Annotated in this window: 23 protein-coding genes; 7 read left to right on the forward strand and 16 right to left on the reverse strand. The window is 72.6% G+C overall.

Annotation, left to right across the window (positions count from 1 at the left end; translation table 11 throughout):
- Nucleotides 1-130: 130 nt before the first annotated feature.
- Complete coding sequence (locus tag GTY67_RS05920; RefSeq protein WP_093688304.1) at nucleotides 131-637, forward strand: MarR family winged helix-turn-helix transcriptional regulator; 507 nt, start codon at nucleotides 131-133, stop codon at nucleotides 635-637.
- Between the two features lie 27 nt (nucleotides 638-664).
- Here GTY67_RS05920 and GTY67_RS05925 read toward each other — a convergent pair whose 3' ends face one another.
- The 5 genes from GTY67_RS05925 to GTY67_RS05945 form a co-directional block, all read right to left on the reverse strand.
- On the reverse strand, nucleotides 665-1,723 hold the full coding sequence (locus GTY67_RS05925; RefSeq protein ID WP_093688306.1) for an aminotransferase class V-fold PLP-dependent enzyme: 1,059 nt from the start codon (nucleotides 1,721-1,723) through the stop codon (nucleotides 665-667).
- A gap of 87 nt (nucleotides 1,724-1,810) precedes the next feature.
- Nucleotides 1,811-2,527 carry a DsbA family oxidoreductase gene (locus GTY67_RS05930; protein ID WP_161278006.1) on the reverse strand — a complete coding sequence of 239 codons (717 nt, stop codon included), beginning with the start codon at nucleotides 2,525-2,527 and terminating at the stop codon, nucleotides 1,811-1,813.
- A gap of 123 nt (nucleotides 2,528-2,650) precedes the next feature.
- Nucleotides 2,651-4,210, reverse strand: a complete 1,560-nt coding sequence (locus GTY67_RS05935) for a hypothetical protein (RefSeq protein WP_161278007.1) — start codon at nucleotides 4,208-4,210, stop codon at nucleotides 2,651-2,653.
- Nucleotides 4,211-4,258: 48 nt separating this feature from the next.
- Nucleotides 4,259-4,870, reverse strand: coding sequence for a DUF1349 domain-containing protein (locus GTY67_RS05940; protein WP_161278008.1), 612 nt, complete (start codon nucleotides 4,868-4,870; stop codon nucleotides 4,259-4,261).
- A gap of 144 nt (nucleotides 4,871-5,014) precedes the next feature.
- Entirely contained in the window at nucleotides 5,015-6,535 is a 1,521-nt protein-coding gene (locus GTY67_RS05945) for an aldehyde dehydrogenase (NADP(+)) (protein ID WP_161278009.1), read from the reverse strand.
- Between the two features lie 177 nt (nucleotides 6,536-6,712).
- On the opposite strand from GTY67_RS05945, the gene GTY67_RS05950 reads away from it, so the two are divergent.
- Both GTY67_RS05950 and GTY67_RS05955 read left to right on the forward strand, forming a co-directional pair.
- Nucleotides 6,713-7,483: an IclR family transcriptional regulator gene (locus GTY67_RS05950; protein ID WP_161278010.1), complete on the forward strand. Its 771-nt coding sequence runs from the start codon at nucleotides 6,713-6,715 to the stop codon at nucleotides 7,481-7,483.
- A 112-nt stretch (nucleotides 7,484-7,595) separates the two neighbouring features.
- On the forward strand, nucleotides 7,596-9,047 hold the full coding sequence (locus GTY67_RS05955; RefSeq protein ID WP_161278011.1) for a penicillin-binding transpeptidase domain-containing protein: 1,452 nt from the start codon (nucleotides 7,596-7,598) through the stop codon (nucleotides 9,045-9,047).
- Nucleotides 9,048-9,143: 96 nt separating this feature from the next.
- On the opposite strand, the gene GTY67_RS05960 is transcribed toward GTY67_RS05955, so the two are convergent.
- Nucleotides 9,144-10,604 carry an NCS2 family permease gene (locus tag GTY67_RS05960; protein ID WP_093688320.1) on the reverse strand — a complete coding sequence of 487 codons (1,461 nt, stop codon included), beginning with the start codon at nucleotides 10,602-10,604 and terminating at the stop codon, nucleotides 9,144-9,146.
- A 194-nt stretch (nucleotides 10,605-10,798) separates the two neighbouring features.
- Here GTY67_RS05960 and GTY67_RS05965 point away from each other — a divergent pair, with 194 nt between their 5' ends.
- Complete coding sequence (locus tag GTY67_RS05965) at nucleotides 10,799-11,728, forward strand: alpha/beta hydrolase (RefSeq protein WP_093688322.1); 930 nt, start codon at nucleotides 10,799-10,801, stop codon at nucleotides 11,726-11,728.
- 201 nt (nucleotides 11,729-11,929) lie between these two features.
- Here the strand turns inward: GTY67_RS05965 and GTY67_RS05970 are convergent, their stop codons facing one another.
- The 4 genes from GTY67_RS05970 to sfnG all read right to left on the reverse strand — a co-directional run bounded on the left by GTY67_RS05970 (nucleotide 11,930) and on the right by sfnG (nucleotide 16,071).
- Entirely contained in the window at nucleotides 11,930-13,084 is a 1,155-nt protein-coding gene (locus GTY67_RS05970) for an LLM class flavin-dependent oxidoreductase (protein ID WP_161278012.1), read from the reverse strand.
- A 35-nt stretch (nucleotides 13,085-13,119) separates the two neighbouring features.
- Nucleotides 13,120-14,292, reverse strand: a complete 1,173-nt coding sequence (locus GTY67_RS05975; RefSeq protein WP_161279967.1) for an SfnB family sulfur acquisition oxidoreductase — start codon at nucleotides 14,290-14,292, stop codon at nucleotides 13,120-13,122.
- Nucleotides 14,293-14,363: 71 nt separating this feature from the next.
- On the reverse strand, nucleotides 14,364-14,918 hold the full coding sequence (ssuE, locus tag GTY67_RS05980) for an NADPH-dependent FMN reductase (RefSeq protein WP_161278013.1): 555 nt from the start codon (nucleotides 14,916-14,918) through the stop codon (nucleotides 14,364-14,366).
- Between the two features lie 52 nt (nucleotides 14,919-14,970).
- Nucleotides 14,971-16,071: a dimethylsulfone monooxygenase SfnG gene (gene sfnG, locus GTY67_RS05985; protein ID WP_161278014.1), complete on the reverse strand. Its 1,101-nt coding sequence runs from the start codon at nucleotides 16,069-16,071 to the stop codon at nucleotides 14,971-14,973.
- 410 nt (nucleotides 16,072-16,481) lie between these two features.
- On the opposite strand from sfnG, the gene GTY67_RS05995 reads away from it, so the two are divergent.
- Both GTY67_RS05995 and GTY67_RS06000 read left to right on the forward strand, forming a co-directional pair.
- A complete protein-coding gene (locus GTY67_RS05995; RefSeq protein WP_093688332.1) occupies nucleotides 16,482-17,393 on the forward strand; it encodes a LysR family transcriptional regulator in 912 nt (303 codons plus the stop codon).
- Between the two features lie 52 nt (nucleotides 17,394-17,445).
- Nucleotides 17,446-18,321 (forward strand): IS5 family transposase, encoded by an 876-nt coding sequence (locus tag GTY67_RS06000; RefSeq protein WP_161278015.1) that lies wholly within the window; start codon nucleotides 17,446-17,448, stop codon nucleotides 18,319-18,321.
- A 4-nt stretch (nucleotides 18,322-18,325) separates the two neighbouring features.
- Here GTY67_RS06000 and GTY67_RS06005 read toward each other — a convergent pair whose 3' ends face one another.
- From GTY67_RS06005 to GTY67_RS06015, 3 genes are all read right to left on the reverse strand, one after another.
- Complete coding sequence (locus GTY67_RS06005; protein WP_202461336.1) at nucleotides 18,326-18,685, reverse strand: hypothetical protein; 360 nt, start codon at nucleotides 18,683-18,685, stop codon at nucleotides 18,326-18,328.
- An 88-nt stretch (nucleotides 18,686-18,773) separates the two neighbouring features.
- A complete protein-coding gene (locus GTY67_RS06010; RefSeq protein ID WP_161278016.1) occupies nucleotides 18,774-19,949 on the reverse strand; it encodes a hypothetical protein in 1,176 nt (391 codons plus the stop codon).
- On the reverse strand, nucleotides 19,946-20,908 hold the full coding sequence (locus GTY67_RS06015; RefSeq protein ID WP_161278017.1) for a 5-dehydro-4-deoxyglucarate dehydratase: 963 nt from the start codon (nucleotides 20,906-20,908) through the stop codon (nucleotides 19,946-19,948). The genes GTY67_RS06010 and GTY67_RS06015 overlap by 4 nt, the downstream gene beginning before the upstream one ends.
- A gap of 253 nt (nucleotides 20,909-21,161) precedes the next feature.
- Here GTY67_RS06015 and GTY67_RS06020 point away from each other — a divergent pair, with 253 nt between their 5' ends.
- Nucleotides 21,162-22,370 (forward strand): TerD family protein, encoded by a 1,209-nt coding sequence (locus GTY67_RS06020; RefSeq protein ID WP_161278018.1) that lies wholly within the window; start codon nucleotides 21,162-21,164, stop codon nucleotides 22,368-22,370.
- A gap of 100 nt (nucleotides 22,371-22,470) precedes the next feature.
- Here GTY67_RS06020 and GTY67_RS34450 read toward each other — a convergent pair whose 3' ends face one another.
- The 3 genes from GTY67_RS34450 to GTY67_RS06030 form a co-directional block, all read right to left on the reverse strand.
- On the reverse strand, nucleotides 22,471-22,701 hold the full coding sequence (locus tag GTY67_RS34450) for a hypothetical protein (protein WP_003969918.1): 231 nt from the start codon (nucleotides 22,699-22,701) through the stop codon (nucleotides 22,471-22,473).
- 85 nt (nucleotides 22,702-22,786) lie between these two features.
- A complete protein-coding gene (locus GTY67_RS06025) occupies nucleotides 22,787-24,376 on the reverse strand; it encodes a TROVE domain-containing protein (protein ID WP_161278019.1) in 1,590 nt (529 codons plus the stop codon).
- A 420-nt stretch (nucleotides 24,377-24,796) separates the two neighbouring features.
- Complete coding sequence (locus GTY67_RS06030; RefSeq protein ID WP_161278020.1) at nucleotides 24,797-26,311, reverse strand: hypothetical protein; 1,515 nt, start codon at nucleotides 26,309-26,311, stop codon at nucleotides 24,797-24,799.
- Nucleotides 26,312-26,363: the final 52 nt, after the last annotated feature.

Below are 26,363 nucleotides of genomic sequence, written 5' to 3' on the forward strand. Positions count from 1 at the left end.
GTATGTGGTCGGCCAATCATTGACACCGACCGCCACTGTAGCTCATTAATTGGCCGACCAAGGTAAAGTGGGGGAAAGGACTGCCGGGCATCATCGAAGCCCCACCTGAGCAGCACCGAGGAGCCCCGACATGAACACCGCCCCCGCCGGCACCGCGGAAGCCGCCTGTACCGACGCGCTGCCCGGAGCAGCGCTCAGCGGCCCCGTGAGCCATGCCGTCTCCCGGGTCGCCCGGCTGCACCGGATCGCGGCAGGGAAGCTGCTGAAGGGGCTGGGGCTCTACCCGGGCCAGGAGCTGCTGATGATGCACCTGTGGGACTCGGGGCCGGTCCGCCAGGCCGAGCTGATCAAGACCCTGGACCTGGACCCGTCCACGGTCACCAAGATGCTCCAGCGCCTCGAACAGACCGGCCATGTGCGCCGCCGCCCCGACCCGGACGACCGGCGGGCCGTGCTGGTCGAGGCGACGGACGAGAGCTGCGCGCTGCACACGGCGGTGCGGGACGCGTGGGGCAGCCTGGAGGAGCACACGCTCGCGGGGCTGGCGAGCGATGAGCGTACGGAGCTGACGCGGCTGCTGGCGAAGGTGGAGGCGAACCTCTGCCAGGAGACGGAGGGGTGCCCGGAACGGGGCTGAGAGGCCGCCGAGCCGGCCGGGAGCCCATCAGCCCAGCACGTCCAGCACCCGGTCGACATCCGCCTCCGTGTTGTAGAGGTGGCAGGAGATCCGCAGGTTCCCGGCCGGGGCCGAGACCGCGATCCCGGCCCGGGTGAGCTCGTCGTGGCGGCCGTCCAGCCCCGGCACGGAGACGATCGCCGACTCCCCCGGCACCACCTTGTGGCCCAGCTCCACCAGCCCTGAGCGCAGCCGGGCGGCGAGCGAGGTGGCGTGCGCGTACAGCGCGTCGGTGCCGATCTCCGCGAGCAGCGCGAGGGAGTGCTCCGCCCCGTGGTACGAGAGGAAGGCGGGCGGCTCGTCGAACCCGCGCGCACCGGGCGCGACGCGCTCCAGCGGGCCGTAGTTGCTCGTCCAGGGCGCACCGGCGGCGACCCACCCGGCGAAGAGGTTGGGCAGGGTGGCCTGCGCCTCCTCGGTCACGGTGAGGAACGACGTACCCCGGGGGCAGAGCAGGTACTTGAAGCCGCCTGTGACGGTGTAGTCGTACGCCCCGGCGTCCAGCGGGAACCAGCCCGCCGACTGGGTGGCGTCCAGCAGCGTCCGGGCGCCGTGGGCGGCGGCCGCCGCGCGGACGGCGGCGAGGTCGGCGACCCGGCCGTCGGCCGACTGGACCGAGGAGAAGGCGACGAGCGCGGTGGCGGGCCGTACGGCATCGGCGAGGTCCGCGAGCGGGACGTACCGCATGCGCAGATCGCCCCGGAGCGCGAACGGGCTGACGACGGAGGCGAACTCCCCCTCGGGCGCGAGGACTTCGGCGCCCGCCGGGAGCGAGGCGGCGATCAGCCCGACATGGACGGTGACCGAGCTGCCGGTGGCGACCCGCTCCGGCCGGACCCCGGCGAGCCGGGCGAAGCCGGCCCGGGCCGCCTCCACCGCGTCGAAGCTGCCCGCGCCGATCCGGCGGCCTGCGGCGTTCTCGTCGGCAAGGGCCTTGACGGCGGCGATGGTGCGGCGGGGCAGCAGTCCCCAGCTGGAGGTGTTGAGGTACGTGACCTCGGGCGCGAACTCGGCGGCGGCCACCTGGCTGAGCGGAGAGATCGTCATGCGCCCAGCCTGGAGCCCCCGCGACTCATAGTCAATTGCCGAAATCCGCAGGGCGCACCCAAGAAACCCTTATAGCCAGGGCGGGGCTCAGCCCTTCGGAACCTCGCACGCGCCATCCGTGTCACAGGCCGCCGCGTCACCGCCGACGGTGGTCAGCGCGGTGGCCGGGCGGTCCTTCCACGCCTGCTCCAGCGCCTGGACGAAGACCTCCGATGGCTGGCCGCCGGAGATCCCGTACCGCCGGTCGAGGACGAAGAACGGCACCGCGTCGGCACCCAGCTCGGACGCCTCGCGCTCATCGGCCCGGACCTCCTCGGCGTACGCCTCGGGGTCGGCGAGCACCGCACGCGCCTCGTCGGCGTCGAGTCCGGCCTCCACGGCGAGGGCGAGCAGCACCTCGTCGTCGAAGACGGACCGCTCCTCGGCGAAGTTGGCCCGGTAGGCGAGGGTCAGCAGCTCGTCCTGGCGGCCGCGGGCCTTGGCCAGGTGCAGCAGCCGGTGGATGTCGAAGGTGTTGCCGTGGTCCCGCCCCTCGGTGCGGTAACCGAGCCCCTCGGCCTGCGCGTTGGCCGCGACGTTGGCCTCCATGCCGGCGGCCTCCTCACGGGTCCGCCCGTACTTGGCGGCCAGCATGTCGATGACCTGCTCGGTCTGGCCCTTGGCCCGCCCGGGGTCGAGTTCGAAGGAGCGGTGCACGACCTCGACCTGGTCCCGGTGGGCGAACTCGGCGAGCCCCTTCTCGAAGCGGGCCTTGCCGATGTAGCACCAGGGACAAGCGATATCGGACCAGATCTCGACGCGCATGACTCTTCTTCTCTCCAGGGGTCGCGGACGGGGTACGGAGGCCGCCGCGCAGGACGGACCTCTCGGTCGAACACCGGAGCTGACCTGGTGATTCCCGGGGCCGCCCGTCCTTGCCGGAGCGATTCACGAAGAGAGGGCGCAGCTCTTCGAAGGCTCGTCCACCGGGATGATGCGGAGCTTGTCCATGGGCATCTTGAGCGCGCCCTTATCGGCGGGGTCCCAGAGCACCGCGGTCCCGGACGCGTCACCGATCTTCAGATACGGGCGGGAGGGGTGGAACTCCCCTCCGTCGACATGGATGTCATCGGCGGGGCCGATGGGCCGCACGCACACCCACTGCGGGGCGATGCCGAAGTACGCGTCCACGGCCTTTCCCGATGCCGCCGCCTGCACCGCACCGGCCCCGGCACGGGCGGCTGTCTGGAGCCCGAAGTTCCAGGCGCCGTTCAGCAGCAACACCACCGCGAAGAAGCCGAGGAGGGTGTAGCCGACCCATCGGTCGCGTACGCACCAGTGGAGATGCTGCATATAGCCGAGCCCGGCCAGGGCGATCAGCCAGAGGTTGACCGCGAGCCCCAGCCTGACCGTGGCGATGAGCTGCCAGAGCCTCGGAATCTCCACGTCCTCGAGGTTCAGGCCGAAAGCGTCCAGATAGAGCGCGTGGAGCCCCAGGCCCAGGGAGGGGAAGAACCCCAGGGCGAGCGGCAGCACCGCGGGAAGCAGCCAGGGGGCGACGACGCGCCAGCTCCACTGGCGTACCAGCAGGCGGATCCCTGTGAAGACCACATAGCCGGAGGCGACGAGCACCAGGCCCAGGGCTCCCGGGGGCGCACCGGGCCCCCCGGAGGATTCGATCTTGGTCCCGACGGCGGCCATGACCACGCCGAGCGCCAGGGTCGCTCCCAGGGCGGCCCCGGGCTTGCCGGGCAGGATCCGGGTCAGCCAGTGGGCGGCCAGCCCCAGGGCCGTCACCGCCATCACGCCCAGCACCCACCAGGCCGCAAGGCCCTGCGGCCAGAGGCGGGCGATCAGCGACGAGGTGATCATGAGGGCCGCCGCCGCGTGGCAGAGCTTGACGATGTCGCGGGCCTCTCCCCGCCGCCTCCCGATCACGGCCCCGGGGTCCGGGTCCGGAGTCGCCATGGGCCGGCGCACCGTCACGCGCGGCGAGGGGATGACCGAGCCCGGCAGCGTACGCGTGGCGAGCTCCTCGGCGCGCGAGCGGGACAGGGCGGAGATATGACGCCCCGTCCGGTAGGGCGCGAGCCGCTCCGCGCACCACCGCCGGACCCGCCTCTGCCACCGCGCCCGACGCGTCGGAGGGCTCACCGGAGGATCATCGGCCGCCGGGCGCTCGTAGGCGAACCAGACCGGCCGGTCCTCGGGGTCCCTGACCACGAGGTCGGTGACCTCCACGTTGAGATCGAGCTGCAACTCGTCCCCCACCACCTCGATGCGCTCCCGTGCTCCGCGCCGGGCGTTGACCCGGCTGCCGGGGAAGCGGCACTCCAGCAGATAGCGGGTCGTGCGTGCGGTCAGCGCCGTGGAGGGCCCGCCCTCCTTCTGGAGGATCGGCCACCTTCTCTCCCGCAGCGCCTGCTCGAAGTCGTCGCACTCCGTCGTCGTTCCCAGCAGCTCCACCACGGCTATCGCCCGCTGGTCGAATTTCAGCGTCGCCGACACAGGCCGGCCCCCCGTTCTCTCTCCGACGTTCTCTCTCCGAGTTGTCCGTCACCGCCCGTCGCGCAGGTCCTCCACTCCCCCGGCCAGGAACGCGATCCGGTCGAAGACCGCCCCGCAGCCCTCGCCGGTCGGAGACTGCACCAGGAAGCCTGCCCGGGCGGCGGCGCGCTGCTCGGCCGTGCCCAGGGTGAAGACGCGGACGAAGGTCCAGGTCTCGCCGTCGGCGGAGGCGTGGAAGGCGTAGGCGTTGCCGATGCGGCTGAGGCGGAGCCAGCAGACGCCCGCCTCCACCACGAACGCGTTGGCGTCGTCGGAGTGGCCCCGGGTCACGACGCTGCACACGGTCGCCAGGCCGGAGGAGTGCTCCAGGCAGAGCTTGGCCCAGTCCCGGTCCCCGACATGGAGATACAGCGCCCCGGCGTCACCCGCCGCGGCCAGCCCGGGGCGGACGCGGGCGAGGAGCCGGAAGTCGCCGTCCCCCACCGCCCCGAGCAGGCGTGGCGCGTCGGAGGCCGGGTCGAGGGAGGTGCCGGACGGCGGCACGAAGAGGTCCTGGCCGGGGCCCGCGCGGCCGGTCAGGACGGAGTCGGCGTGGGTCCAGCGGCCGTCGGGGCCCGAGGGTTCCAGGGCGAAGGGGAGTCCGTCCAGGTGGAGGGTCATGGCCGGAGTCCGTCCAGGTGCGGGGTCACGGTCGGAGTCCGGGTCCAGGTGCGGGTCATGCGGGGCATCCGTCCAGGTGCGGGGTCATGTTCGGCGTGGGTCCAGGTGGAAGGGGCGTGCTCGGCGACCGTCCCCCGTGCGGGGTCATGCGGGGCGGCCGTCCACGCGGCGGGGCAGGGACAGGGGGTTGGCCTCGCGGAGTTCCGGTGGGAGGAGGGGGTCGGGGGTGCTCTGGTACGTCACCGGGCGCAGCCAGCGTTCGATGGCCGTCGCGCCGACCGAGGTTGAGGGGGAGGTGGTGGCGGGGTAGGGGCCGCCGTGGTGCTGGGCGGGGGCGACGGCGACGCCGGTCGGCCAGCCGTTGACCAGGATGCGCCCGGCGAGCGGGGTGAGGGCGGTGAGGAGCCCGGCCGCCGCCGGGTCGTCGCCCTCCGTCGCGGTCTGGAGGGTGGCGGTGAGGTTGCCGGGGAGCCGGGCGAGTACGGCGGCGGCCTCGTCCTCGGATCCGTAGCGCGCGATCACGGTGACCGGGCCGAAGCACTCCTCCAGGAGCGCGTCGTGCGGGCCCTCGGCGGTGAGGTGGGCGGCCGGGACGGTCAGGAATCCGGCCGAGACGGTGTGTTCGCCGGCCGCACCGGGGGTGACGGGGGTTTCGACGTCGGGGAGTGCGGCCCGTTCGCGTACACCGGCGAGGAAGGCGTCCCGCATCCGGTGGTCCAGCATCACGCCGGAGCCTGCGGAACTGACCGTCTCGGTGAGGGCCTCGACCAGCCGGTCGCCCGCGTCGCCGTCCGGGACGAGGACGAAGCCGGGCTTGGTGCAGAACTGGCCGACGCCCAGGGTCATGGAGGCGCCGAGCCCCGTGCCGATCTCCGGGGAACGCCCGGCGGCGGCCGCCTCGGTGACCACGACCGGGTTGAGCGAGCCGAGTTCGCCGTGGAAGGGGATGGGGGTGGGGCGGGCGGCCGCCGCGTCGAACAGGGCGCGGCCGCCGCGTACGGAACCGGTGAAGCCCGCCGCGCCGACCAGCGGGTGGCGGACCAGTTCCACACCCGCGTCGAAGCCGTGGACCAGGGTCACCACGTCCTCGGGCAGCCCGGTGCGGGCGGCGGCGCGGCGGAGCACCGAGGCGCAGAGCTCGGAGGTGGCCGGGTGGCCGGGGTGCGCCTTGATGACGACCGGGCAGCCCGCAGCGAGGGCGCTGGCGGTGTCGCCGCCGGGGACGGAGAAGGCGAGCGGGAAGTTGCTCGCCGCGTAGACGGCGACGACCCCGAGCGGGATCTTCCAGCGGCGCAGGTCGGGCCAGGGCGGGGTGCGGGAGCCGTCCTCGTGGTCGATGCGGATGTCGAGGTAGGCGCCCTCGTCGACGACCTCCGCGAAGGCCCTCAACTGGGCTGCTGTGCGGGCGAGTTCCCCGGTGAGCCGGGACGGGCCGAGGGCGGTCTCCGCGTCGGCGGCCTCGATGATGTGCGCGCCGGATCCCTCCAGCAGCTCCGCCGCCGTACGCAGGAACGCGGCGCGTGCCGTGCGGTCGGCCAGGGCGTCGCGTACGGCGTGGGCCGCCCGGACCGCACGGTCGACCTCCTCGGCGGTAGCTTCCACGGCGACCTGTTCGCGCGGGTTCCCGCTTCGGGGGTCGACACTCCAGACTGGTGCTGCGCTCACCGTGATTCCCCTCAGTCCTGGAACACCACCCAGAAGCGTTCGGTATTCTGAACAGAGTTCCCGATCGTGAATGTGCTCGGACTCTATTTCCGGGCCTTCCGTGTTGGCAATCCATGGTGGCGAGCTTTCCGGGCCCGGAGCCCAAGGCCGAAGCAGCCGAAGAAGGAGCGTGGGGCGATGTCGGTCGCCGAGTCCGGTGGGGCACAGGTCAAGTCCGCGGTACGGACGGTGGAGCTGCTCGAATACTTCGCGGGCCGCCCCGGCATGCACTCGCTCGCCGCCGTCCAGGAGGCCGTGGGCTACCCGAAGTCCAGCCTCTACATGCTGCTGCGCACCCTGGTGGAGCTCGGCTGGGTGGAGACGGACGCGACGGGCACGCGGTACGGGATCGGGGTGCGGGCCCTGCTGGTGGGCACCTCCTACATCGACGGCGACGAGGTCGTGGCCGCCGCCCGCCCCACCCTGGACCGGCTCTCCGACGACACCACGGAGACCATCCACCTGGCCCGCCTCGACGGCACGAACGTGGTCTACCTCGCCACCCGCCAGTCCCAGCACTATCTGCGCCCCTTCACCCGTGTCGGCCGCCGGCTGCCCGCCCACTCCACCTCGCTCGGCAAGGCCCTGCTGGCCACCCACAGCGACGAGCAGGTCCGCAAGCTGCTCCCCGAGACGCTCCCCGCGCTGACCGAACACACCATCACCGACCGCGAGAAGCTCATCGAGGAGCTGCACCTGGTCCGCGAGCAGGGCTACGCGGTGGACCGCGAGGAGAACACCCTCGGCCTGCGCTGCTTCGGCGTGGCCATCCCCTACCGCACGCCCGCCCGCGACGCGATCAGCTGCTCGGTCCCGGTAGCCCGCCTCACCCCCGGCCACGAACAGACGGTTAAGGACGCCCTGCTGGACGCCCGCGACCGGCTCACGCTGGCCACGCGGAGGCTGTAAGTCCGCCCGGCCCCCGGCCCAGGCGTCACAGCCTTGTGGGCCGCGTGAGAAATCGGTGAGAAGCGGCACAACCGGGAACGGGCGGAACGCCCCCGCTCGTCCCTCCAGCGGGATGAACAAGACAATCAGGCGCGCTTCGGTCTTCTGCCTGCTCATGGTGCTCGCCCTGCTGGTGCGGGCGACCTGGGTGCAGGGCTACCAGGCCAAGGCGCTCGCAGACGACGAGCACAACCGGCGGAACACCATCGCGCAGTACGCGCAGCCGCTCGGGGACATCATCGTGGCCGGTTCGCCGGTCACCGGATCGAAGGGGACCAGTGGCGGCGACCTCCGGTACAAGAGGACCTACACGCAGGGCGAGCTCTACGCGGCCGTGACGGGCTACAGCTCGCAGGCGTACGGGGCGACCCAGCTCGAAGGCATCTACAGCGGTGTCCTGGACGGCACGGACAACCGCCTGAAGAACCCGGCCGACCTGATCACCGGCAAGCAGGCCGCCCCGGGCAACGTCCTCACCACGATCGACCCGGGCGTCCAGAAGGCGGCGTACGAGGCGCTCGGCGACGACAAGGGCGCGGCCGTGGCCATCGACCCGAAGAGCGGCCGCATCCTGGGCATGGTCTCCACGCCCTCGTACGACCCCTCCGACATCAGCGGTACGGACAACGGCGACGCCTGGAAGAAGCTGCTGGACGACAAGGAGAAACCGCTGGTCAACCGGGCGCTGCGGCAGCCGCTGGCGCCGGGTTCCACGTTCAAGCTGGTGGTCGCGGCGGCGGCGCTGGAGAACGGTCTCTACGGCTCCGTCGACGAGGCGACCGACAGCCCCGACCCGTACACCCTCCCCGGCACCCGTACGGTCCTGCGCAACGAGAACGCCTCCGCCCCCTGCGAGAACGCGACCCTGCGCACCGCGCTGCGTTACTCCTGCAACAACGTCTTCGCCAAGGTGGCCGCCGACCTCGGCCAGGACAAGGTGAAGGAGATGGCCGACGCGTTCGGCTTCGACACCAAGAAGCTGGACGTCCCCGTGCGGGCCGCCGAGAGCGTCTACCCGACCGGCATGGACAAGGCGCAGACCGCGCTGACGGGCATCGGCCAGTTCGAGGTCACCGCGACCCCGCTCCAGATGGCGATGGTCACCGCGGCCCTCGCCAACGGCGGTGAGCTCGCCGCCCCGCACATGGTCTCGTCGGTGACCGACGGGGACGGCTCCACGCTGGAGGAGACCGAGGACGGGAAGACGGAGCGGGTCGTGAAGGAGTCCACCGCCGAGCAGCTGCGCAGCGCGATGGTGACCGTCGTCGAGGAGGGCACCGGCACCAACGCGAGGATCGCCGGGGCCGAGGTCGGCGGAAAGACAGGGACCGCGCAGAACGGCGTGGACAACAGCAATACCCCGTACGCCTGGTTCACCTCGTACGCCAAGGACGACAGCAGCGGCAAGGAGGTCGCCGTCGCCGTGATCGTCGAGGACTCCGGCTCGGCGCGCTCCGAGGTCAGCGGCAACGGCCTGGCAGCGCCGATCGCGCAGAAGATGATGAAGGCGGCGCTGGAGCGGTGAGCCGCGGGGGGGGGACGGGACCACGGGGGGCGGGCGCCGATGATCGTACGAATCGGCCCCGCCCCCTCGGTCCCGGCCCCCTCCCGTCCGGCGTCGCTACCTCACGCCGAGCAGCTGCTCGATCGGGTCGATCGCGAAGTAGAGCGCGAACAGCGCCGAGGAGCCCCAGAGCAGCCAGTGGATCTGCCGGGCCCGGCCCAGGGCGGTCTGGATGACGACGTACGCGAGGAAGCCGGCGCCGATGCCGTTGGTGATCGAGTACGTGAACGGCATCACCACGATCGTCAGGAATGCCGGGATGGCGATCTCGTACCTCTCCCAGTCGATGTGCCGCACCTGCGCCATCAGCAGGAAGCCCACCGCGACCAGCGCGGGCGCGGCGGCCTGGGCGGGGACGACCGTGGCGAGCGGGGTGAGGAAGAGGGCGACGGCGAAGAGGCCGCCCGTGACCAGGGAGGCGAACCCGGTCCTGGCGCCCTCGCCGACCCCGGCGGCGGACTCGATGTAGGAGGTGCTGGAGGAGGCGGAGGCCGCCCCTCCGGCGACGGCGGCGGCGCCGTCGATGAGCAGTACCCGGCCGAGGTTCGGCACCTTGCCGTCCTCGTCCAGCAGCCCCGCCTCGCTGGAGACGCCGACGACGGTGCCCATCGTGTCGAAGAAGTCGCTGAGGATCAGGGTGAAGACGAGCAGGACGATGGTGAGGACCCCGACCTGCTGGAACGCGCCGAAGAGGCTGAAGGCGCCGAGCAGCCCGAAGTCGGGGGCGGCGACGATGTCGGCGGGCACGGCCGGGACGGTCAGCCCCCAGGCCTCCGGGGCGATGTCCGCGATCTCGTTGATGACGATCGCGAGGGCGGTCATGGTGACGATGCTGATGAGCAGCGCGCCCCGGACCTTGCGCGCCAGCAGGGCGAGGGTGAGCAGCACCCCGAGGCAGAAGACGAGGACGGGCCAGCCGGCCAGGTGGCCGGTGGCGCCGAGCTGGACGGGGACGGAGCCGGTCTCGCCGGGGATGCGGGTGGCGAATCCGGCGTCGACGAAGCCGATGAACGCGATGAACAGGCCGATGCCGACGCTGATCGCCTGCTTGAGGGCGGGCGGGATGGCGTGCATGACCGCCTCGCGGAGGCCGGTGACGACCAGGGCGCAGATCAGCAGCCCTTCGAGGACGATCAGGCCCATGGCGTCGGGCCAGCTCATCAGCGGGGCGATCTGGTACGCGACCACGGCGTTGAGGCCGAGTCCGGCGGCGAGCGCGAGCGGGAGGTTGCCGCCGACGCCCATGATGACGGTCATCACGGCGGCCACCAGGGCGGTGGCGGTGACCAGTTGGGGGCCGGAGAGCTGGGCGCCGAACTTGTCCTCGGCCGAGCCGAGGATGATCGGGTTGAGCACCAGGATGTAGGCCATCGTGAAGAAGGTGGCGAACCCGCCGCGTATCTCGCGCGCGAAGGTGGAGCCCCGGGCGGTGATGGCGAAGAAGCGGTCCACCGCACTGGGGGTGGCCTCGGACACGGTCGGCTCGTCCGGGGTGGCGGTCGGGGGTCGGTCGGGCATGGCGCTCCTCGGTGACGGACATCCGGTGGTGATGGGTAGCTGGATTGTTCCGTCGGAGAAGGGAGTTCAGGTTTTCGCCGTGTTACGCCTTGCGGGGGAGGTACGGACCTCGAACCGGTTCAACTTAGGTTAACCTTGCCTTACTTGGCGCCCGGCTGTGCGCCCACGACCGAGTGTGTGCGGGAGGCGCGGGAATGGGTCCGACGGAGCACGGCACGGGGCGCGGTGGAGCCACCGCACCCGCCCACAGCCAGGGCGAGCCGGGAATCGCGCGCACCCGCGACGGGCGGGAGCTGTACTACCAGCGGCTGGCGGGCCCGGCCGGAGCGGGGGCCGTGCCCACGGTGGTCTTCGAGGGCGGGCTCGCCGCCGGACGCTCGTACTGGGCCCCCGTGCAGGCCGCGCTCGCCGATGTCGCGCCGACCGTGGTGTACGACCGCAGCGGTCTCGGCCGCAGCCCCGCCGCTCCGGCCGGGGTCTCGCGACGGCTGCCCGCCCTCGCCGACGACCTGGGCGATCTGCTGGACCACCTGGGCCCCGAGGGCCCCTATGTTTTGGTCGGCCACAGCTGGGGCGGCCCCCTGGTGCGGCTGGCCGCCGCCGCTCGGCCCGCGCGGGTGGCGGGGCTGGTGCTCGTGGACCCCTCCGACGAGGCGTGCGACCTGCTGTTCCGGCCCTCGATGCGACGGGCCGAGCGGGTCGGGCAGCTGGCGACGGTGCTGATGGCCCGGCTGGGGCTGCTGGGCCGCGCCTACCGCTCCCTCACCGCCGCCCTCCCGCCCGACGCCGCCGCCGACATGCGGGCCGAGGGGTACACCGTCGCCATGACCCGCACCCGGGGCCGGGAGCTGGAGGACGCGGCGGGCGACCTGCGGGCGCTCCTGGAGAACCCGCCGGGGCCGGCGGGGCTGCCGGTGACGGTGGTGTCGGCGGGCCGGACATCGGCGGGCATGCCGAAGGCCGTACGGGAGCGGGCCACGGTCTCGCACGCGTACCGGGCCCGGCAGTCGCCGCACGGCCGCCATGTGGTGCTGCCGGAGGCGGACCACATGGTGCTGACCACCTCGGCGGCGGAACTGGCGGAGGAGGTACGGCGGTTGGTGGCCCGCCGCACCGACGGCTGACGCGCGCCGCCCCCGTACGGCCGCCCGGCCGTCACCGCGCCCCGGGGCCCGGCCCCACGGCTGACCGCGCCCACCCCCGTACAGCCGCCCACCCGTCACCGCACCCGGCCGACCCCGCTCAGGCCCGCCCCCGGCCGTCACCGCGCCCCGGGGCCCGGCCCGCAGCCGGCCGCGCCCCACCCCCGTACAGCCGACCAGCCCTTACCGCGCCCCGCCCGCGAACGGGATCTCCGTCGTGCCGCCTGCCCGGGCCGGGCCCGCCGGGTGGGTCCACAGGCCCGCCTCGGCCAGCCGGGGCAGGACGCCCTCGCCGAACCAGTACGCCTCCTCCAGGTGCGGGTAGCCGGAGAGCACGAACTCGTCGATGCCCAGCGCGTGGTACTCCCTGATGCGCTCGGCCACCTCCTCGTGGCTGCCGACCAGGGCGGTGCCCGCGCCGCCCCGGACGAGGCCGATGCCCGCCCACAGGTTGGGGTGGATCTCCAGGCCGTCCCGGCCGCCGCCGTGCAGCTCCAGCATCCGCCGCTGCCCCTCGGACTCGCTGCGCCGCAGCCCCTCCTGGACCGACCGGACAGTCTCCGGGTCGAAGCCCGCGAGCAGCCGGTCCGCCTCGGCCCACGCCGCCTGCGAGGTGTCCCGGGTGATCACGTGCAGTCGGATGCCGAACCGTACGGTACGGCCCTCCTCGGCGGCGAGCCCCCGGATCCAGGCGATCTTCTCCGCGACCTGGGCCGGGGGTTCGCCCCAGGTGAGGTAGACGTCCGAGTGGCGGGCGGCGACGCGTCCGGCGGCCGGGGAGGAGCCGCCGAAGTAGACCTCGGGGACGGGGTCGGGGAGCTGGGTGAGCCGCGCCTGCTCCACGTGCAGGTGTTCGCCCTCCAGGTCGACGGTCTTGCCGTCCCACAACTGCCGGACGATCTCCAGGAATTCGCCGGTGCGGGCGTACCGGGCGTCCTTGTCGAGGAAGTCCCCGTACGCGCGCTGCTCGTGGCTCTCGCCGCCGGTGACGACGTTGAGCAGCAGCCGCCCGCCCGTCTGCCGCTGGTAGGTGGAGGCCATCTGGGCGGCCAGCGTCGGCGAGACGAAGCCGGGGCGGAAGGCGACGAGGAACTTCAGCCGCTCGGTGTGCTGGCTGACCATCGCGGTGGTCAGCCAGGCGTCCTCGCACCAGGCGCCCGTCGGCGTGAGCACTCCGGTGAAGCCGACGTCCTCGGCGGCGCGGGCGATCTGGGCGAGGTAGCGGACCGTCGGCGGCCGGTCGCCGCCCGCCGCCGTGACCGGGGTGCCGTGGCCGCCGCCGACGACATGGCGGCTGTCGCCGTTGGTGGGCAGGAACCAGTGGAAGGTGAGGGACATCGTTTCTCCGAAGGAAGCCGCAGGGGGATGGTGGTTCAGAGCAGGCCGTGGCGGGGCGGGCGGGTGCCGTTGAGGACGTACCGCCCGATGTGCTGGATCTTCCAGCGCGCCGGGTCGTGCAGGGTGTGCGTGCGGGCGTCGCGCCAGTGGCGGTGCAGATTGAGGCTGTCGAGGGCGGCGCGCGTCCCGGAGACCTCGAAGAGCGCGTCCGCGATCTCCAGCGCCGCGCTCCCGGCGTACGCCTTCGCCGCCGCGACCGCGATCGAGGCCTCGGCCGCGCTGTCGTCGTCCAGGTCGGCCCGTGCCTCGTCCACGGCCCGCGCGGCGGCGGCGAGCAGGGCATCGGCGGCGCGGTGGCGGACGGCGAGTTCACCGAAGCGCTGGATGAGGAGAGGATCCTCGGCGGCGCTGTCGTACCCGCTCTCGAACCAGGGCCGGCTCCGCGTCCGTACGAATTCCGCCGCCTCCGCCAACGCGCCCGCCGCGATCCCCGCATCGATGGCCGTATGCAGCAACTGGGCTATTGCGCCGTGGAGTTGGGGTCCGGTGAAGGTGAGGTGGTGCGGGACGACGTGGGCGGCGGGGACCGCGACATCCGCCAGTTCGACCGTGCCGCTCGCGGTCGTACGCTGCCCCATGCCGTCCCAGTCGTCGGTCACCGTGAGGCCGGGGGCGTCGGCCGGGACGTACGCGACGTGGAGCAGGTCGTCCTCGGCGCGGGCCAGGACGGGGATCCAGTCGGCGAAGAGGGCGCCTGTGGAGTAGTTCTTCACACCGGTCAGGAGGTACGAGCCGTCGTCGGCGGCCACCAGCCGCGTCCGGATGTCCTGGAGGTGCTTGGTCCCGGCCTCGGACTGGGCGTTGCCGAAGCGGCGGCCGGCCAGCACCTCGGCGAAGAAGAACGCCTGCTGCTCCGGACTCCCCTGCTGGCGCAGGACGTTGACGTACGCGAAGTGGCTCTGCGGGATCTGCGCGAGGCTCGCGTCGGCGGAGGCGAGCAGCCGGAAGACCTCCGCGAGGGTGGCGGCGGAGACATCGGCCCCGCCGTGCCCGGCCGGGACGGTGATGGCGAGGAGGCCGGTGGCGGTGAGCCGGTCGAGTTCGGCGCGGGGCAGCTCGCGCCGGGCGTCCCGGCCGGAGGCGCCCGGGCGGAACTCCTCGGCGAGTTCGGCGGCGGTGCGCAGCGCCTCGGCGTCGTCGCGGATCACCCGCGCGGTGAGGGGTGGTCGTCGGGTCGGCGCGGTCACGGGGCCAGCCTCCAAAGGGGTACGGGTCGGGGTCAGCGGGTGGCGGGGACGGGGGCGGTCCGGTCCAGGGCGGCGGCGAACTGGGCGACGACCTGGTCGAGGGGTGCGGCGGAGGCGGGGTCGAGGACGACCGATCCGTCCTCGCCCGCCGTGATGTGCCGGTCCAGCACGAACCAGCCCGGGACGATGTGCGCGGCGCCCATCGAGGAGAGCACCGGCCGCAGCGCGTAGTCGAGGGCGAGGACATGGGCGGTGGTGCCGCCGGTGGCGAGCGGGAGGACGGTCTTGCCGGTCAGCGCGTACTGGGGCAGCAGGTCCAGGAGCGTCTTGAGCAGCCCGGAGTAGGCGGCCTTGTAGACGGGCGTGCCGATGACGATGCCGTCGGCGCGGGCGAAGAGTTCGGTGGCACGGACGATCTCGGGGTGGGCGAAGTCGGCGCCGAGGAGGGCCTGGGCGGGCAGCGTACGGACGTCGAGGGGTATCACCTCGTGGCCCTGGGCGCTCAGGTCGGCGTCGAGGTGGCGCAGCAGCCGGGCGGTGCGGGAGGTGGCGGAGGGGCTGCCGGAGACCGACAGGACGGTGGCCATGGGAGCCTCGTTTCTGGGAGGGGGCGGTCGGAAGTGCCGGGCGGGGGCGGAGCTAACGGGCGTCGGCCTCCAGCTCGCGGACCAGCGGCAGCACCTTCTTGCCGAAGTTCTCGACCTCCTCGTGGTAGTGGAGGAAGCCGAGGAGCAGCAGGTCGACGCCGAGGCGCTTGTAGGCGACGATGCGCTCCGCGATCTGTTCCGGGGTGCCGATGAGCCCCGTACGGAAGCCGTCGTTGTACTGGACGAGGTCCTCGAAGGAGGAGTCCTGCCACATGCCCTTGCCGTCGGCGGTGGAGTTTCCGGCCTGCTTGACGGCCGAGCCGAAGCCGTGGACGGCCTCCGTGTCGGCCTTGGCGACGATCTCGCGCAGGGTGTCGCGGGCCTCGGCCTCGGTGTCGCGGGCGATGAGGAAGCCGTTGAGGCCGAAGCGGGGCGGGGTGCGTCCGGCGCTCTCGGCGGCGGCCCGGACGTCCTCGATCTGCTCGGTGACGCCGTCGAAGTCCTTGCCGTTGGAGAAGTACCAGTCGGAGACGCGGCCGGCCATCTTCCGGGCGGCGGTGGAGTTGCCGCCCTGGAAGATCTCCGGGTGCGGGCGGTGCGGTGAGGCGATCGGCTTGGGCTTCAGGGTGAAGTCCCGGATGCGGTAGAAGTCCCCGGCGAGTTCGGCGTGGTCCTCGGTCCAGACTGCGCGCAGGGCCCGGATGAACTCCTCGGAGCGGCGGTAGCGCTCGTCGTGCTCCAGCCAGGGTTCGCCGAGCGCGGTGAACTCGTCCTTGAACCAGCCGCTGACCACGTTGACGGCGAACCGCCCGTTGCTCAGGTGGTCGGCGGTGGCACCCAGTTTGGCGAGGACACCGGGGTGCCAGAGGCCGGGGTGGACGGCGGCGATGACCTTCAGCCGCTGGGTGGCGAGCAGCAGGGCGAGGCTGAAGGAGGTGGACTCGTGCTGGTACTCGGCGCCGTAGCTGGCCATGTAGCGGACCTGGCTCAGGGCGTAGTCGAAGCCGTTGTTCTCGGCCAGGACGGCGAGTTCGCGGTTGTAGTCGTACCCCCAGTCGGTGCGCTGCTCGATCGTGCTGGTGACGAGGCCGCCACTGACGTTGGGCACCCAGTACGCGAAGCGGACCGGGTCGGCGGAGGACGGAGTGGGCATGGGGTTCTCCCGGAGGGCTGGGCGCGGCGGAGTGGGCCCGGTGATCGAGAAACCCGATCAGGGGCGAGGGGCGCGGGAGGAGCAGAGCGTTCCGGCTGCGGCGGTCACCGCACGGGCGCGACGGCGTACGCGGAGGTGCACGGCGTACCCGGGGGCGCGAAGGAGGGAGGCTCTCCTCAGACTTCGCGACAACAGAAGGCGCTGGAAACGCGGCCGAGGTCGATGTGGCGGCGACGGGTCAAGCGGCGCACATCCCTCTCCTTTCGCGTTCCGCGGCGGACACCCGGTGAGTTCGGGGACGCCTTCGGGTTCCAGAGTAGGGCGCCGGAACGCTCCAGGTCGAGAAGGCATCCGCGAGGGAGCGATAGGGTTTCCCTTCCACCGAAGCCTGACCGGAGGGATGGGCCGCCGTGCGGATCGAACAGCTGGAGTACATCGAGGCCGTCACCCGGCTGGGGTCGCTGCGCCGGGCGGCGGAGGAACTGCACCTGTCCCAGCCCGCGTTGAGCGAGACCGTACGGAATCTGGAGCGCGAGCTCGGGGTGGCCGTGCTGGACCGGAAGCGGTCGGGGGCGACGATCAGTGACGCGGGGCGCGAGCTGCTGCCGCACATCATCGGGGTGCTGGACGCGGTCGACCGGCTGCGCCGGGCCGCCGACGAGCAGCACCGCACCAGCCGTACGGTCCGGCTCGGCACGGTGTTCGCGGCGACGGTCCCCCTCCTCGTACCGGCGATCCGGGAGTTCCACGCGCTGCACTCGGCCACCGAGGTGGAGGTGATCGCCGCCCAGCAGTCGGTGATCCACCGCTCCCTGCTGGAGGGCGGTGTCGACCTCGGCCTGGTGAACTACCTGGAGGGCGACGACCTCGCCCCCGACCTGCACACCACCGAACTGCTCCGGGGCCGCCCGGTCGTCTGCCTGCGCCCCGACAGCCCGCTGGCGGCACTGGAGTCGGTCGGGGTGGACGACCTGCTGCGCGAGCCGCTGATCGTGATGCGGGCCGGCTATCTGATGCACCGCTTCACCCACCGGCTGCTGAAGGGCCGGGTGCCCTCGTTCTCGTACTCCGCCGACGGCGCGGAGATGGGCAAGCTGATGGTGGCGGAGGGCCTGGGCGTCACCGTGCTCCCGGACTACAGCGTGATCGGGGACCCGCTGGAGCGCACCGGCACGATCACCTGCCGCCCGCTGAAGGACGACACGACCAAGGTGCTCCTGGTGGTGCAGCGCAGCCGCTCGGGCTCGGTCACCCGGGCCGCCCGCGACCTGCACCGGATCTTCGTGGAGCGCGCGGAGGCACACCGCGCGACGGACTCGTAGGACCTATGGCCTGTATCGAAAGTGGATCTTGGGCTGTGGATGATCACGGTTCATGGGTCGGGGAGACCTCACGGGCGAGCGGTGGGCGGTGCTGGAGCCGCTGTCGCCGAAGGGTGCCAGGTTGGGGCGGCCGCCCGTCTGGCCTCGGCGGCAGCTGATCGACGGCATACGGTTCCGGGTCCGGACCGGCGTTCCGTGGCGGGACGTGCCCGCCGAGTACGGACCGTGGAGCCGGGTCTACGACCTCTTCCGCCGGTGGCAGCGCAACGGCACCTGGCACCGGCTTTTCACCCGTCTCCAGTCCCTGGCCGATGCGGAAGGGGCGATCACGTGGGACCTGAGCGTCGACTCCACAGTGTGCCGCGCTCATCAGTATGCAGCCGGGGCCTGTAAGCAGGGCGGCCTGCAGATGGAGCCGCCTGGTGGTACTTCCACCGAGCCAGTCGATCACGGGCTGGGACGGTCGCGTGGCCGGTTCACGACCAAGCTGCACCTGGCGGTCGAGCAGGGGCAGAAGCCCGTGTCGATCGTGGTGACGGCCGGGCAGCGCGGGGATTCACCGCAGTTCGAGGCGGTGTTGGACAAGGTCCGCGTGCCCCGCATCGGTCCGGGACGGCCTCGCGTCCGCCCCGACAGCGTGCGGGCCGACAAGGCGTACACCTCCCGCAGGAACCGGGCTTACCTGCGCCGGCGCGGGATTCGCTGCACCATCCCGGACAAGGCCGACCAGGCCCGCAACCGCCGAAGGCCCGGTTCCCGCGGCGGCCGGCCGCCGCGCTTCGACCCGCTCGACTACCGCGAGCGCCACGCGGTCGAGTGCGGGATCAACCGCCCCAAGAGGAACCGCGCTGTCGCCACGCGGTACGACAAGCTCGCTGTCCGCTACGAGGCGACAGTCCTGGTCGCGGAGATCAACGAGTGGCTGTGATCCTTCACCGAAAAGGCATCGGGGTCCACGGCAACGCCTCGCGCCATCCCTGTCGATCGTGAGCCCAGTCCATCATCACCTTGGCGGTCGACTCTTCCGGGCCGAACACTTCATGGACCCTGGGAACATGGGCCTGGTAGTGCTCCTCCGCACTGCCTTCGCGGTACTCGACCCGGTAGCTGAGGTCATCGTTCAGGTACACCTGAATGTAATGCTGATCCGCAGGCTCCAGATCGAGTCTGTCCAGGATTACAAACCGGTGCGACAGGCTCATCTCGGCCAACAGGTCGTGCAGGGCCTCCTCGGTCGGGTCGTCCACGGTACGGCCGCCCGCATCAACTGCACGCAGTAGTGGCTTCAGCATGCACGCGACTGTACCGATCCAGAGGGCTCAACTGCCCAGCGGTCCACTTCCGCAACAGGCCCTAGGACATCCGCCCGCCCCCTCCGCCTCACCCGATCCGTGACAGCGCCCCGGCCACGGCTGCCAGGTCCGGTCCGGAGGCCAGGCCCGCGTGGTAGAGGCGCAGTTGGTCCGCGCCGAGCGAGGCGGCGTGGGCCGCGTCCCGCTCCAGGGTGGCCGGGCTGCCGCCCATCCCGGTGACCACGCCGAAGTTGGCCGCGCGCACTCCGGCGCGGCCCGCGAACGGCCCGAGGACCGCCTCCCGTACGGCGTCGGGTCCCGTGCAGGGCAGCACCACACCGTCCGCCACGGCCAGGATGTGATCGGGGTCGACACCGGCGTCGGCTCCGGTGCGGTACGGGGCGGGGTCGGCGTGGAGCAGTACCTGGAAGCCCGGCGGGGCGGCGGCCCGTACGGCGGCGACGGCGGCTTCCTGGAACGTACGGGCGACGCGGCCGCGCCAGCGCCAGGTGGCGTCCGCGAGGCCGGGGCCCAGCAGCTCGGCGATGCCGGACCGGCCGGACTCCGTGGAGCCGCTGCCGGACCAGGCCGGTTCCAAGGCGCGGCGGACGGCGGCGGCCAGCTCGTCCGGGTCGGCGCCGGCCTCCCCGTACCCCTGGCGGCACTCCGTACAGAAGCAGAGCGACATCAGGTACTGCGCCGAGTCGCCGAGGCCGACGCCGGTGACCTTGTCGTGGGCGTGGAGGTGGGCGAAGCCGTACCAGCCGCAGGACTCCAGCTCGGTGCCGCGCGCGCCGGGCCGGGCGGCGGCCTCGGCGGCCAGGTCGACGAGGTAGGCGCGGACGGCGGGGCGGGCGATGCAGGGGGCCCAGGGATAGCGGTCCCCGTAGGCGTTGACGACCGAGCTGTCCGGGCGCTCGGCGCCGAGGCGGGAGTTGTGCGCGAGGACGACCCAGCTGTGCACCTCGAGACCGGTGGCGGCCAGCGCCTCGGCCGCCTCCCCGTACGGGTCCTCGCCCGCCACCCAGCTCTGCCGGTACGGGGTGAGGGCGAGGCCCGCCCAGCGGTCCGGGTCCGGCGGGTAGAGGACGGCCGCGTGTCCGGCGGTGACGATGCGGTGGGCGGGGTGGCGGGGGGTCAGGGCGCGGGTGGAGTGGTAGGCGGAGGCGAGGGTGACCTGCTGGACGCCGAGGTCAGCGATACGGGAGGCGGCGGCCGGGTCCCCGACAACGTCCCACGGGTAGAGGAAGGCGCCCGCCTTCACGCCTGGCCGCTTCCGGAGACGCGCTCGGCCAGCAGGGCGCGGCCGCTCGCGATGATCTCGATGAGGTCCTTGACGTGGGCGGCGGGCGGTTCGGTGAGCGGGGTGCGTACCTCGCCGACGTCCAGGCCCTGGAGCCGGACGCCCGCCTTGACCAGGGAGACGGCGTAACCGTGGCCCTTGGCGCGCAGTTCGACGAACGGCCGGTAGAAGTGGTCGATCAACCCGTCGGCCAGGGCGTCGTCACCGGAGGCGAGGGCCCGGTGGAAGGCGAGGGCGATGTCCGGGGCGAAGGCGAAGACGGCGGAGGAGTAGAGGGTGACGCCGATGCCCCGGTAGGCGGGGCCGGTGAGTTCGGCGGTGGGCAGCCCGTTGAAGTAGAGGAAGGCGTCCCCGGGCAGCCGGCTGCGGACCGCGCTGACGATGCGCTGCATCAGGTCGAGGTCGCCGTAACCGTCCTTGAGCCCGATGACCCCGGGCGTCCGGGCGAGGGCGACGACCGTCCCGGGGGTGAAGACCGCGTTGTCGCGCTGGTAGACGATCGTCTCCAGGCCCGTGGCCGCCGCGAGCGCCGCGTAATGGTTCAGCAGCCCCTCCTGGTCGGCGACGACGAGGTACGGGGGCAGGGCGAGGAGCCCGTCGGCGCCGGCCTCCTCGGCGGTCCGTGCGTACTCGATCGCGAGGGCCGTGCCGTATCCGGCGCCCGCGACGACGGGCACCTGTCCGGCCGTCTCCTCGACGGCGGCGGTGACCACGAGGCGGAACTCCTCCCGCGTCAGCGCGTGGAACTCGCCCGTGCCGCAGCAGGCGAAGACCGCGGCCGCGCCCGCGTCGATCCCGGTGCGCACATGGGCCCGGAAGACGTCGAGGTCGACGGTGCCGTCGGGCCCGAAGGCGGTCACGGGGAAGAAGAGCGGCCCGGCGGCTTCGGTGAGCCGGGCGGCGAGGGGGGCTGAGGTCACGGGCGCTCCCTGAGCAGATTCCAGCGTACACAACTCTGATCCGCGTCCATATTCATGAACAACGCAACGCTAGGGCAGCCCTGAAGGCCGGTCAAGGCGCCCGCGCCCCTCGGCGCGAGCGCCGCCGAGAGCCTCGCGACGGCTACGGACACGGCCTGCCTGAGACCCTGCCGAAGGGCGTGCCGGAGAGGGGTCTGCCGGGTGGCCGGAAAGGTAAGGGAACGGCAAAGCAGGGTCGTTCGTTACCCCGTGCATGACCGCAATGACCCCCGGCTCGAACATCCCTCTCTCCGCCGTCCGCGTGGCGGTGGACGTCGCCGCCCCGGTGCGGCTGGACGTCTCGGGCCTGCTGCTCACCGCCGACGGCAAGGTGCGCTCCGACGACGACTTCATCTTCTACAACCAGCCCTCGGGCCCCGGTGTGACCTACCGCGCCGGCGGGGGCTCCGCACCCGACGCCATCGTGGTGGACACCACCGCGGTCCCGCCCGGCATCGAGAAGATCGTGGTCACCGCGAGCCCCGACGCCGCGGGACAGACCTTCCAGGGCATCGAGCCCACCGCCACCGTGCGCAACGCCGACGACGGCACCGCGCTGGCCACGTTCACCCCGCCCCAGCTGGGCAGTGAGACGGCGCTCGTGGTCATCGAGGTCTACCGGCGCAACGGCGCCTGGAAGGCCCGCGCGGTCGGCCAGGGTTATGCGAACGGGCTGGCCGGCATCGCCACGGACTTCGGCGTCTCGGTCGAGGAGCCGGCCGCCCCGCCGGCCCCGGCCGCGGCCGCCCCGGTGGCTCCGGCGGCCGCTCCGGTCGACCCGCGGATCGCCCCGCCGGCCCCCGCCGCTCCCCCGGCACCGCCCGCCGCCCCGCCCCTGGGCGCCGGGAAGATCAACCTCGACAAGGGCCGGGTGAACCTCCAGAAGAACCAGACCGTCTCGCTGGTCAAGGGAGGCGCCCCGCTCCTCTCCCAGGTCAAGATGGGGCTCGGCTGGGAGCCCGCGTTCCGGGGCAAGGACATCGACCTGGACGCCTCCGTCATCGCCTACGGCCCCAACCGCAACCACCTGGACAGCTGCTACTTCGGCAAGCTCTCCATCCTCAACGGGGCGATCAAGCACTCCGGCGACAACCTCACGGGGGAGGGCGCGGGCGACGACGAGACGATCGTCGTGGACCTGGGCCGCATCCCGGCCGAGGCGACGGGCCTGGTCTTCACGGTGAACTCGTTCACCGGCCAGAAGTTCAACGAGGTGGCGAAGGCCTACTGCCGCCTGATCGACGCGCGCACCGACGAGGAGCTGGTCCGGTTCGACCTGACCGGCGCGGAGCCGCAGACCGGCGTCATCATGGCCAAGCTCATCAAGCAGTTCAGCGGTGAGTGGGAGATGACGGCCATGGGCGAGTTCGTGAAGTCACGCACCGTGCGCGGCATGGTCAAGCCCGCCGCCCAGGCCCTGTAGCCCCCGGGCCCGAGGGCCGCAACGGCGTCCGGGGCACCTGAAGTGGTTCAGGTGCCCCGGATCCGGAGAACGCGGACGCTGCTCGTGCTCGTCCGGTGTCTCAGAGCTTGGTCAGCTTGGAGTACGGGCTCAGGATCCTCCCCTGTCGCCCCGAGAAATCGATGAGGACTGCGTCGTTGTCGCCCTCGACAGCGAGGATTCTGCCGAGCCCGAACTGGTCGTGCGACACCCTGTCGCCCACATCGAAGCATTCGACCGGTGGGGCCTCCTGGGCCGGGCGGTTGAAGGGACTGGAAGGCAGGTGACGCCGGGATCCGGCTGACTGTTTCATTAAGTCGAGTATGCGCCCTGTGAAGGCCCGACGCCATGCCCGTTTGCCGCCCGGGTCCCAGAAGTGCCGGATTCGTGACCCGCGCTCACCAGGGCCAGTCAGCGCTTACCCCCGCCTCCAGCAGCGGAACCATGCGGAACGCGGCGTCGGAAAGCCCCCCGAACGTGTGGCGGTTTCGGCCGCCGGACGGGGCGTGGCCGAGCCGGTATCCGGCCAGGTTCCAGGTGTAGACGGGCACCGTGTCCGGAACCCCCCGCGTGACATCGCCACGGAAGGTGTACGAGGCCTGCTCGTCGGTGACGATCAGCACCCGGTCGTGGCCCCGGTAGTGGCGCTCCACCGCCCGCACGGTGTCGGTGCCGCCCAGGTTGCCGAAGCGGTCCAGGACCTTGAGCACCGATTCGCCCGTGCGGTACGCCACCGGCGCGCTGGTCGTGCCGAACTCCACCAGGTCCGCGTCGGCGGCGCGCAGCGCGAGGGCGGCCCCGAAGACGGCGGCGGCGTCGGCCCGGTTCAGCTGGGAGCGCTCGGAGAGCGGCGACCACATGGAGCCGGAGCGGTCGACCAGGACCAGGGTGCGCCCGGGCAGCGCCGGGACCTGGCTCAGGGAGTGGCCGAGCGCCTGCTCCAGCGGGTACGCCCAGCGGAGCGAGGGCGCGTGGCGGTAGGCGGCCAGGTAGCGGAAGGGGAGCTGCCGGGACGCGGCGACGGCCTCCGGGTCGCAGATCCGCGCCGCCGCCCCGGCCGCGACCGCGTCGCTGACCCCGGCCTCGTCGAAGTTCCGGAGGTTGCGGACGAGCGCCATCGTCCCCATGGACGGAATGACCGCCTCCCACGCCTCGGCGTCCATCGGCCCCTGCAACCAGCCCGCCAGCGCCTCCCAGGTCATCCCGGCCTCGGCCAGCCGCTCGGCGCCGCCGGGCCCGGTGACGACCGCGCGACGCTCGGCGGCCGGCAGCTCCATGAGGGCCCGGTGCGCGGTCAGGGCGCGGTCGCCGACGGGCGGCACGGCGCTCTCGGGCCGGTGCCTGCGGTCCAGCGCGTACCGGAACAGCTCGCCCTGCCACGGCTTGGCCGGGTCCGGCGCGGCGTGCACCAGGTTGAGGACGTCACCGAAGCGGTAGCCCTTGGAGGCGGTGTCGTACTTCAGCAGCGCCCGGCCGGTGTAGAGGCGGCGTACGGCATCGGCGATGCCCCGCTTGACGGGCTTGGGCAGGGCGCGCCCGTAACGGGAGGTCCAGTAGCCGAGCAGCTCGCCCGGCTCGTCGGCGCGCAGCAGTACGGAGTCGATGACCCGCCGGTTCGCCGGCCCCTCGGTGCACCCCGCGTCCAGCCGCGCCTTCACGTACTCCGCGCCGCCGACCAGCGAGGCGGTCCGCAGCTGCCCGTCGCGGCGCAGCCAGTGGAGCAGCCCCGCGGTCCAGGCGGGGTCCTCGACGGCAAGGCGGCGCACGAGTGCGGCGAACCGGTTGTCGCGCTCCTCGCCGCCCTCGTAGAAGGTCTCCTGCGCCACGAAGTTGGCGACAGCGAGCAGGAAGAGCTCGGACCGCGCATCCCGCACCCGCCCGGTACCGCCCTGGTGGTTGGCCGCGAGCACACCGGTGGTGGCGACGGGCGAGGCGGGCCCCGAAAGGGCGGACCGGAGCTGGGCGACGCGCCGGTTGAAGCGAGCCATGAGAATCCCCCCGAATTCCTGATTTCCTGGTTCCTGGGGGAGGGCGCGGCGGCGGAACGGGGTGCCCGAGATCGGGGCCGGCGAACGGCCCGGGGTCGACGACGGAGAACATTCTGGTGCTCTGCCCACTTGAGCTACCGGCCGGAGCCGGACGGGACTCGAACCCGCAACCGCCAGATCAAGGAAGTATCCGTCATCTGCGCACCGGGCACCCCGGCGCTCGCGCCTCCCGAGATCAACAGTGGCTGCGGCGTATTTCGTTACAGGAAGGAGCCGCGGCCTTCGCACCGGGAGGTGCATGTCCATGACCTTAGGGACCGGTGTCCGCCCACGCGAGGGAATTTCGCGAGCGGGGAGTGGGCGCGGGAAGCAAGGACACCTGCTTTGTAAGAGCAGACGTCCCCACCCGGGCTACGCCCCTCAGCCCCCCGCCCGCGACCGGGCCTTGAACGCGGCCTTTCGGGCGTCCTTCGCCGCCTTCTTGTCGCTGTGCAGGCGGCCCATGGCCTCCAGCACGTCGGCGGTGGCCGGGTGGTCGACGCGCCAGACCTCGTCGAAGAAGCCGCTGTGCTGGGCGGAGAGGCCCTCGATCAGGCCTTGGAGCTCGTCGAGTTCGCCGTCGGCGTCCAGTTGGGCGGCGATCGTGTCGATGGCCAGCCAGAAGATCATCGCTTCCGGCGGGGGCGGGACGTCGGACGCGCCGTGCTCCGCGAGCCAGACGCGGGCCAGGCCGCCGAGTTCCTGGTCGCCGAGGACCGCGCGTACGGCCGGTTCGGCCGCCTCGCCGGCGAGGGCGAGGGCCTGCTGGCAGTGGAGGCGGCGCAGCGGGGCGCCCTCGTCCGTGCCGCGTGCGGCCGCGAGCAGCTCGGCGGCGGCCGGGACCGCTCCTTCGGTGCCGCGCCCGGCCAGCCAGAGCTGGATCTCGGCGCGGGCGGCGGCCTCCGGGTAGTACGCGATGCCGTCGAGGAGGGCGTCGGCGCCCTTGTCGGCGAGGTCGCCGACGGCGGGGGCGTCGACCCCGGCCTCCAGCATCCGGGCCCGGACGCCGTACAGGCCGAGGGGGGTCAGCTTGACCATCCCGTACCGGGTGACGTCCTCCTCGTCGGCCACGGCCGCCGGGTCCGCCGCGTCGCCCTCCTCGACCATCAACGCCTCGTCGACCGGCTGGTATTCGACGATCCCGATGGGTTCGAGGAGCCGGAACTGGTCGTCGAGGCGCATCATCGCCTCCGAGACCTGCTCCAGGATGTCGTCGGTGGGCTCGCCCATGTCGTCGGGGACGATCATCGACGCGGCGAGGGCGGGCAGCGGCACCGGGCCCTCGCCCGCGCCGTTCTCGGCGAGGGTGAGCAGGTAGAGGTTGCCGAGGACCCCGTCGAGGAACTCCGCCTCCGCCTCCGGGTCCCAGTCGAGGGCGTCGAAGTCGATGGAGCCGTCCTCGCCGACGAGGTCCGCGAAGTCGTCCAGGACGGGCGCGGTGGCGTCGGCGTGCACGGCGTCGAGGCCGTCGAGCCAGATCCCGAGGATGTCCTGCGGGGAGCCGGTGGTGAGCAGCGCCAGGTTCTCGCCCGCGGTGACGGTGCCCTCGGCCTCCGAGGCGCTCGGGGCGCCCGAGTCGCCTGCGTCCTCCGAGCCGTCCGGGAGCTCGCCCTCCTCGGGGTCCGTGACGTCGAGGAGCCCGGTGTCCACGGCGAGTCGCCAGGCCTCGCTGGCGTACGCGGCACCGTCCTCGTCGGCGGTCAGGCCCAGGTGCTCGGCGGCCGCGGGCAGCTGCGCCTCCACCAGCTCGCCGCCGGCGCCGACCCGCGCGTCGGGCCCCGCCCAGCGGGCGAGCCGGACGGCGCGGACGAACAGCGGTGCGGCGAGCGCGTCCCGCGCCAGTTCGGCCTCGGAGTGCAGCCGGACCGGCGGCAGGGTGGGGCGCTCTGCGGACATCGGGGGTTCTCCTCGGTGCGTGCTCGGGGGCGTACGGAGTGCGTACGCGGTT

The organism is Streptomyces sp. SID8374 (genome assembly GCF_009865135.1).
Lineage (GTDB): Bacteria > Actinomycetota > Actinomycetes > Streptomycetales > Streptomycetaceae > Streptomyces.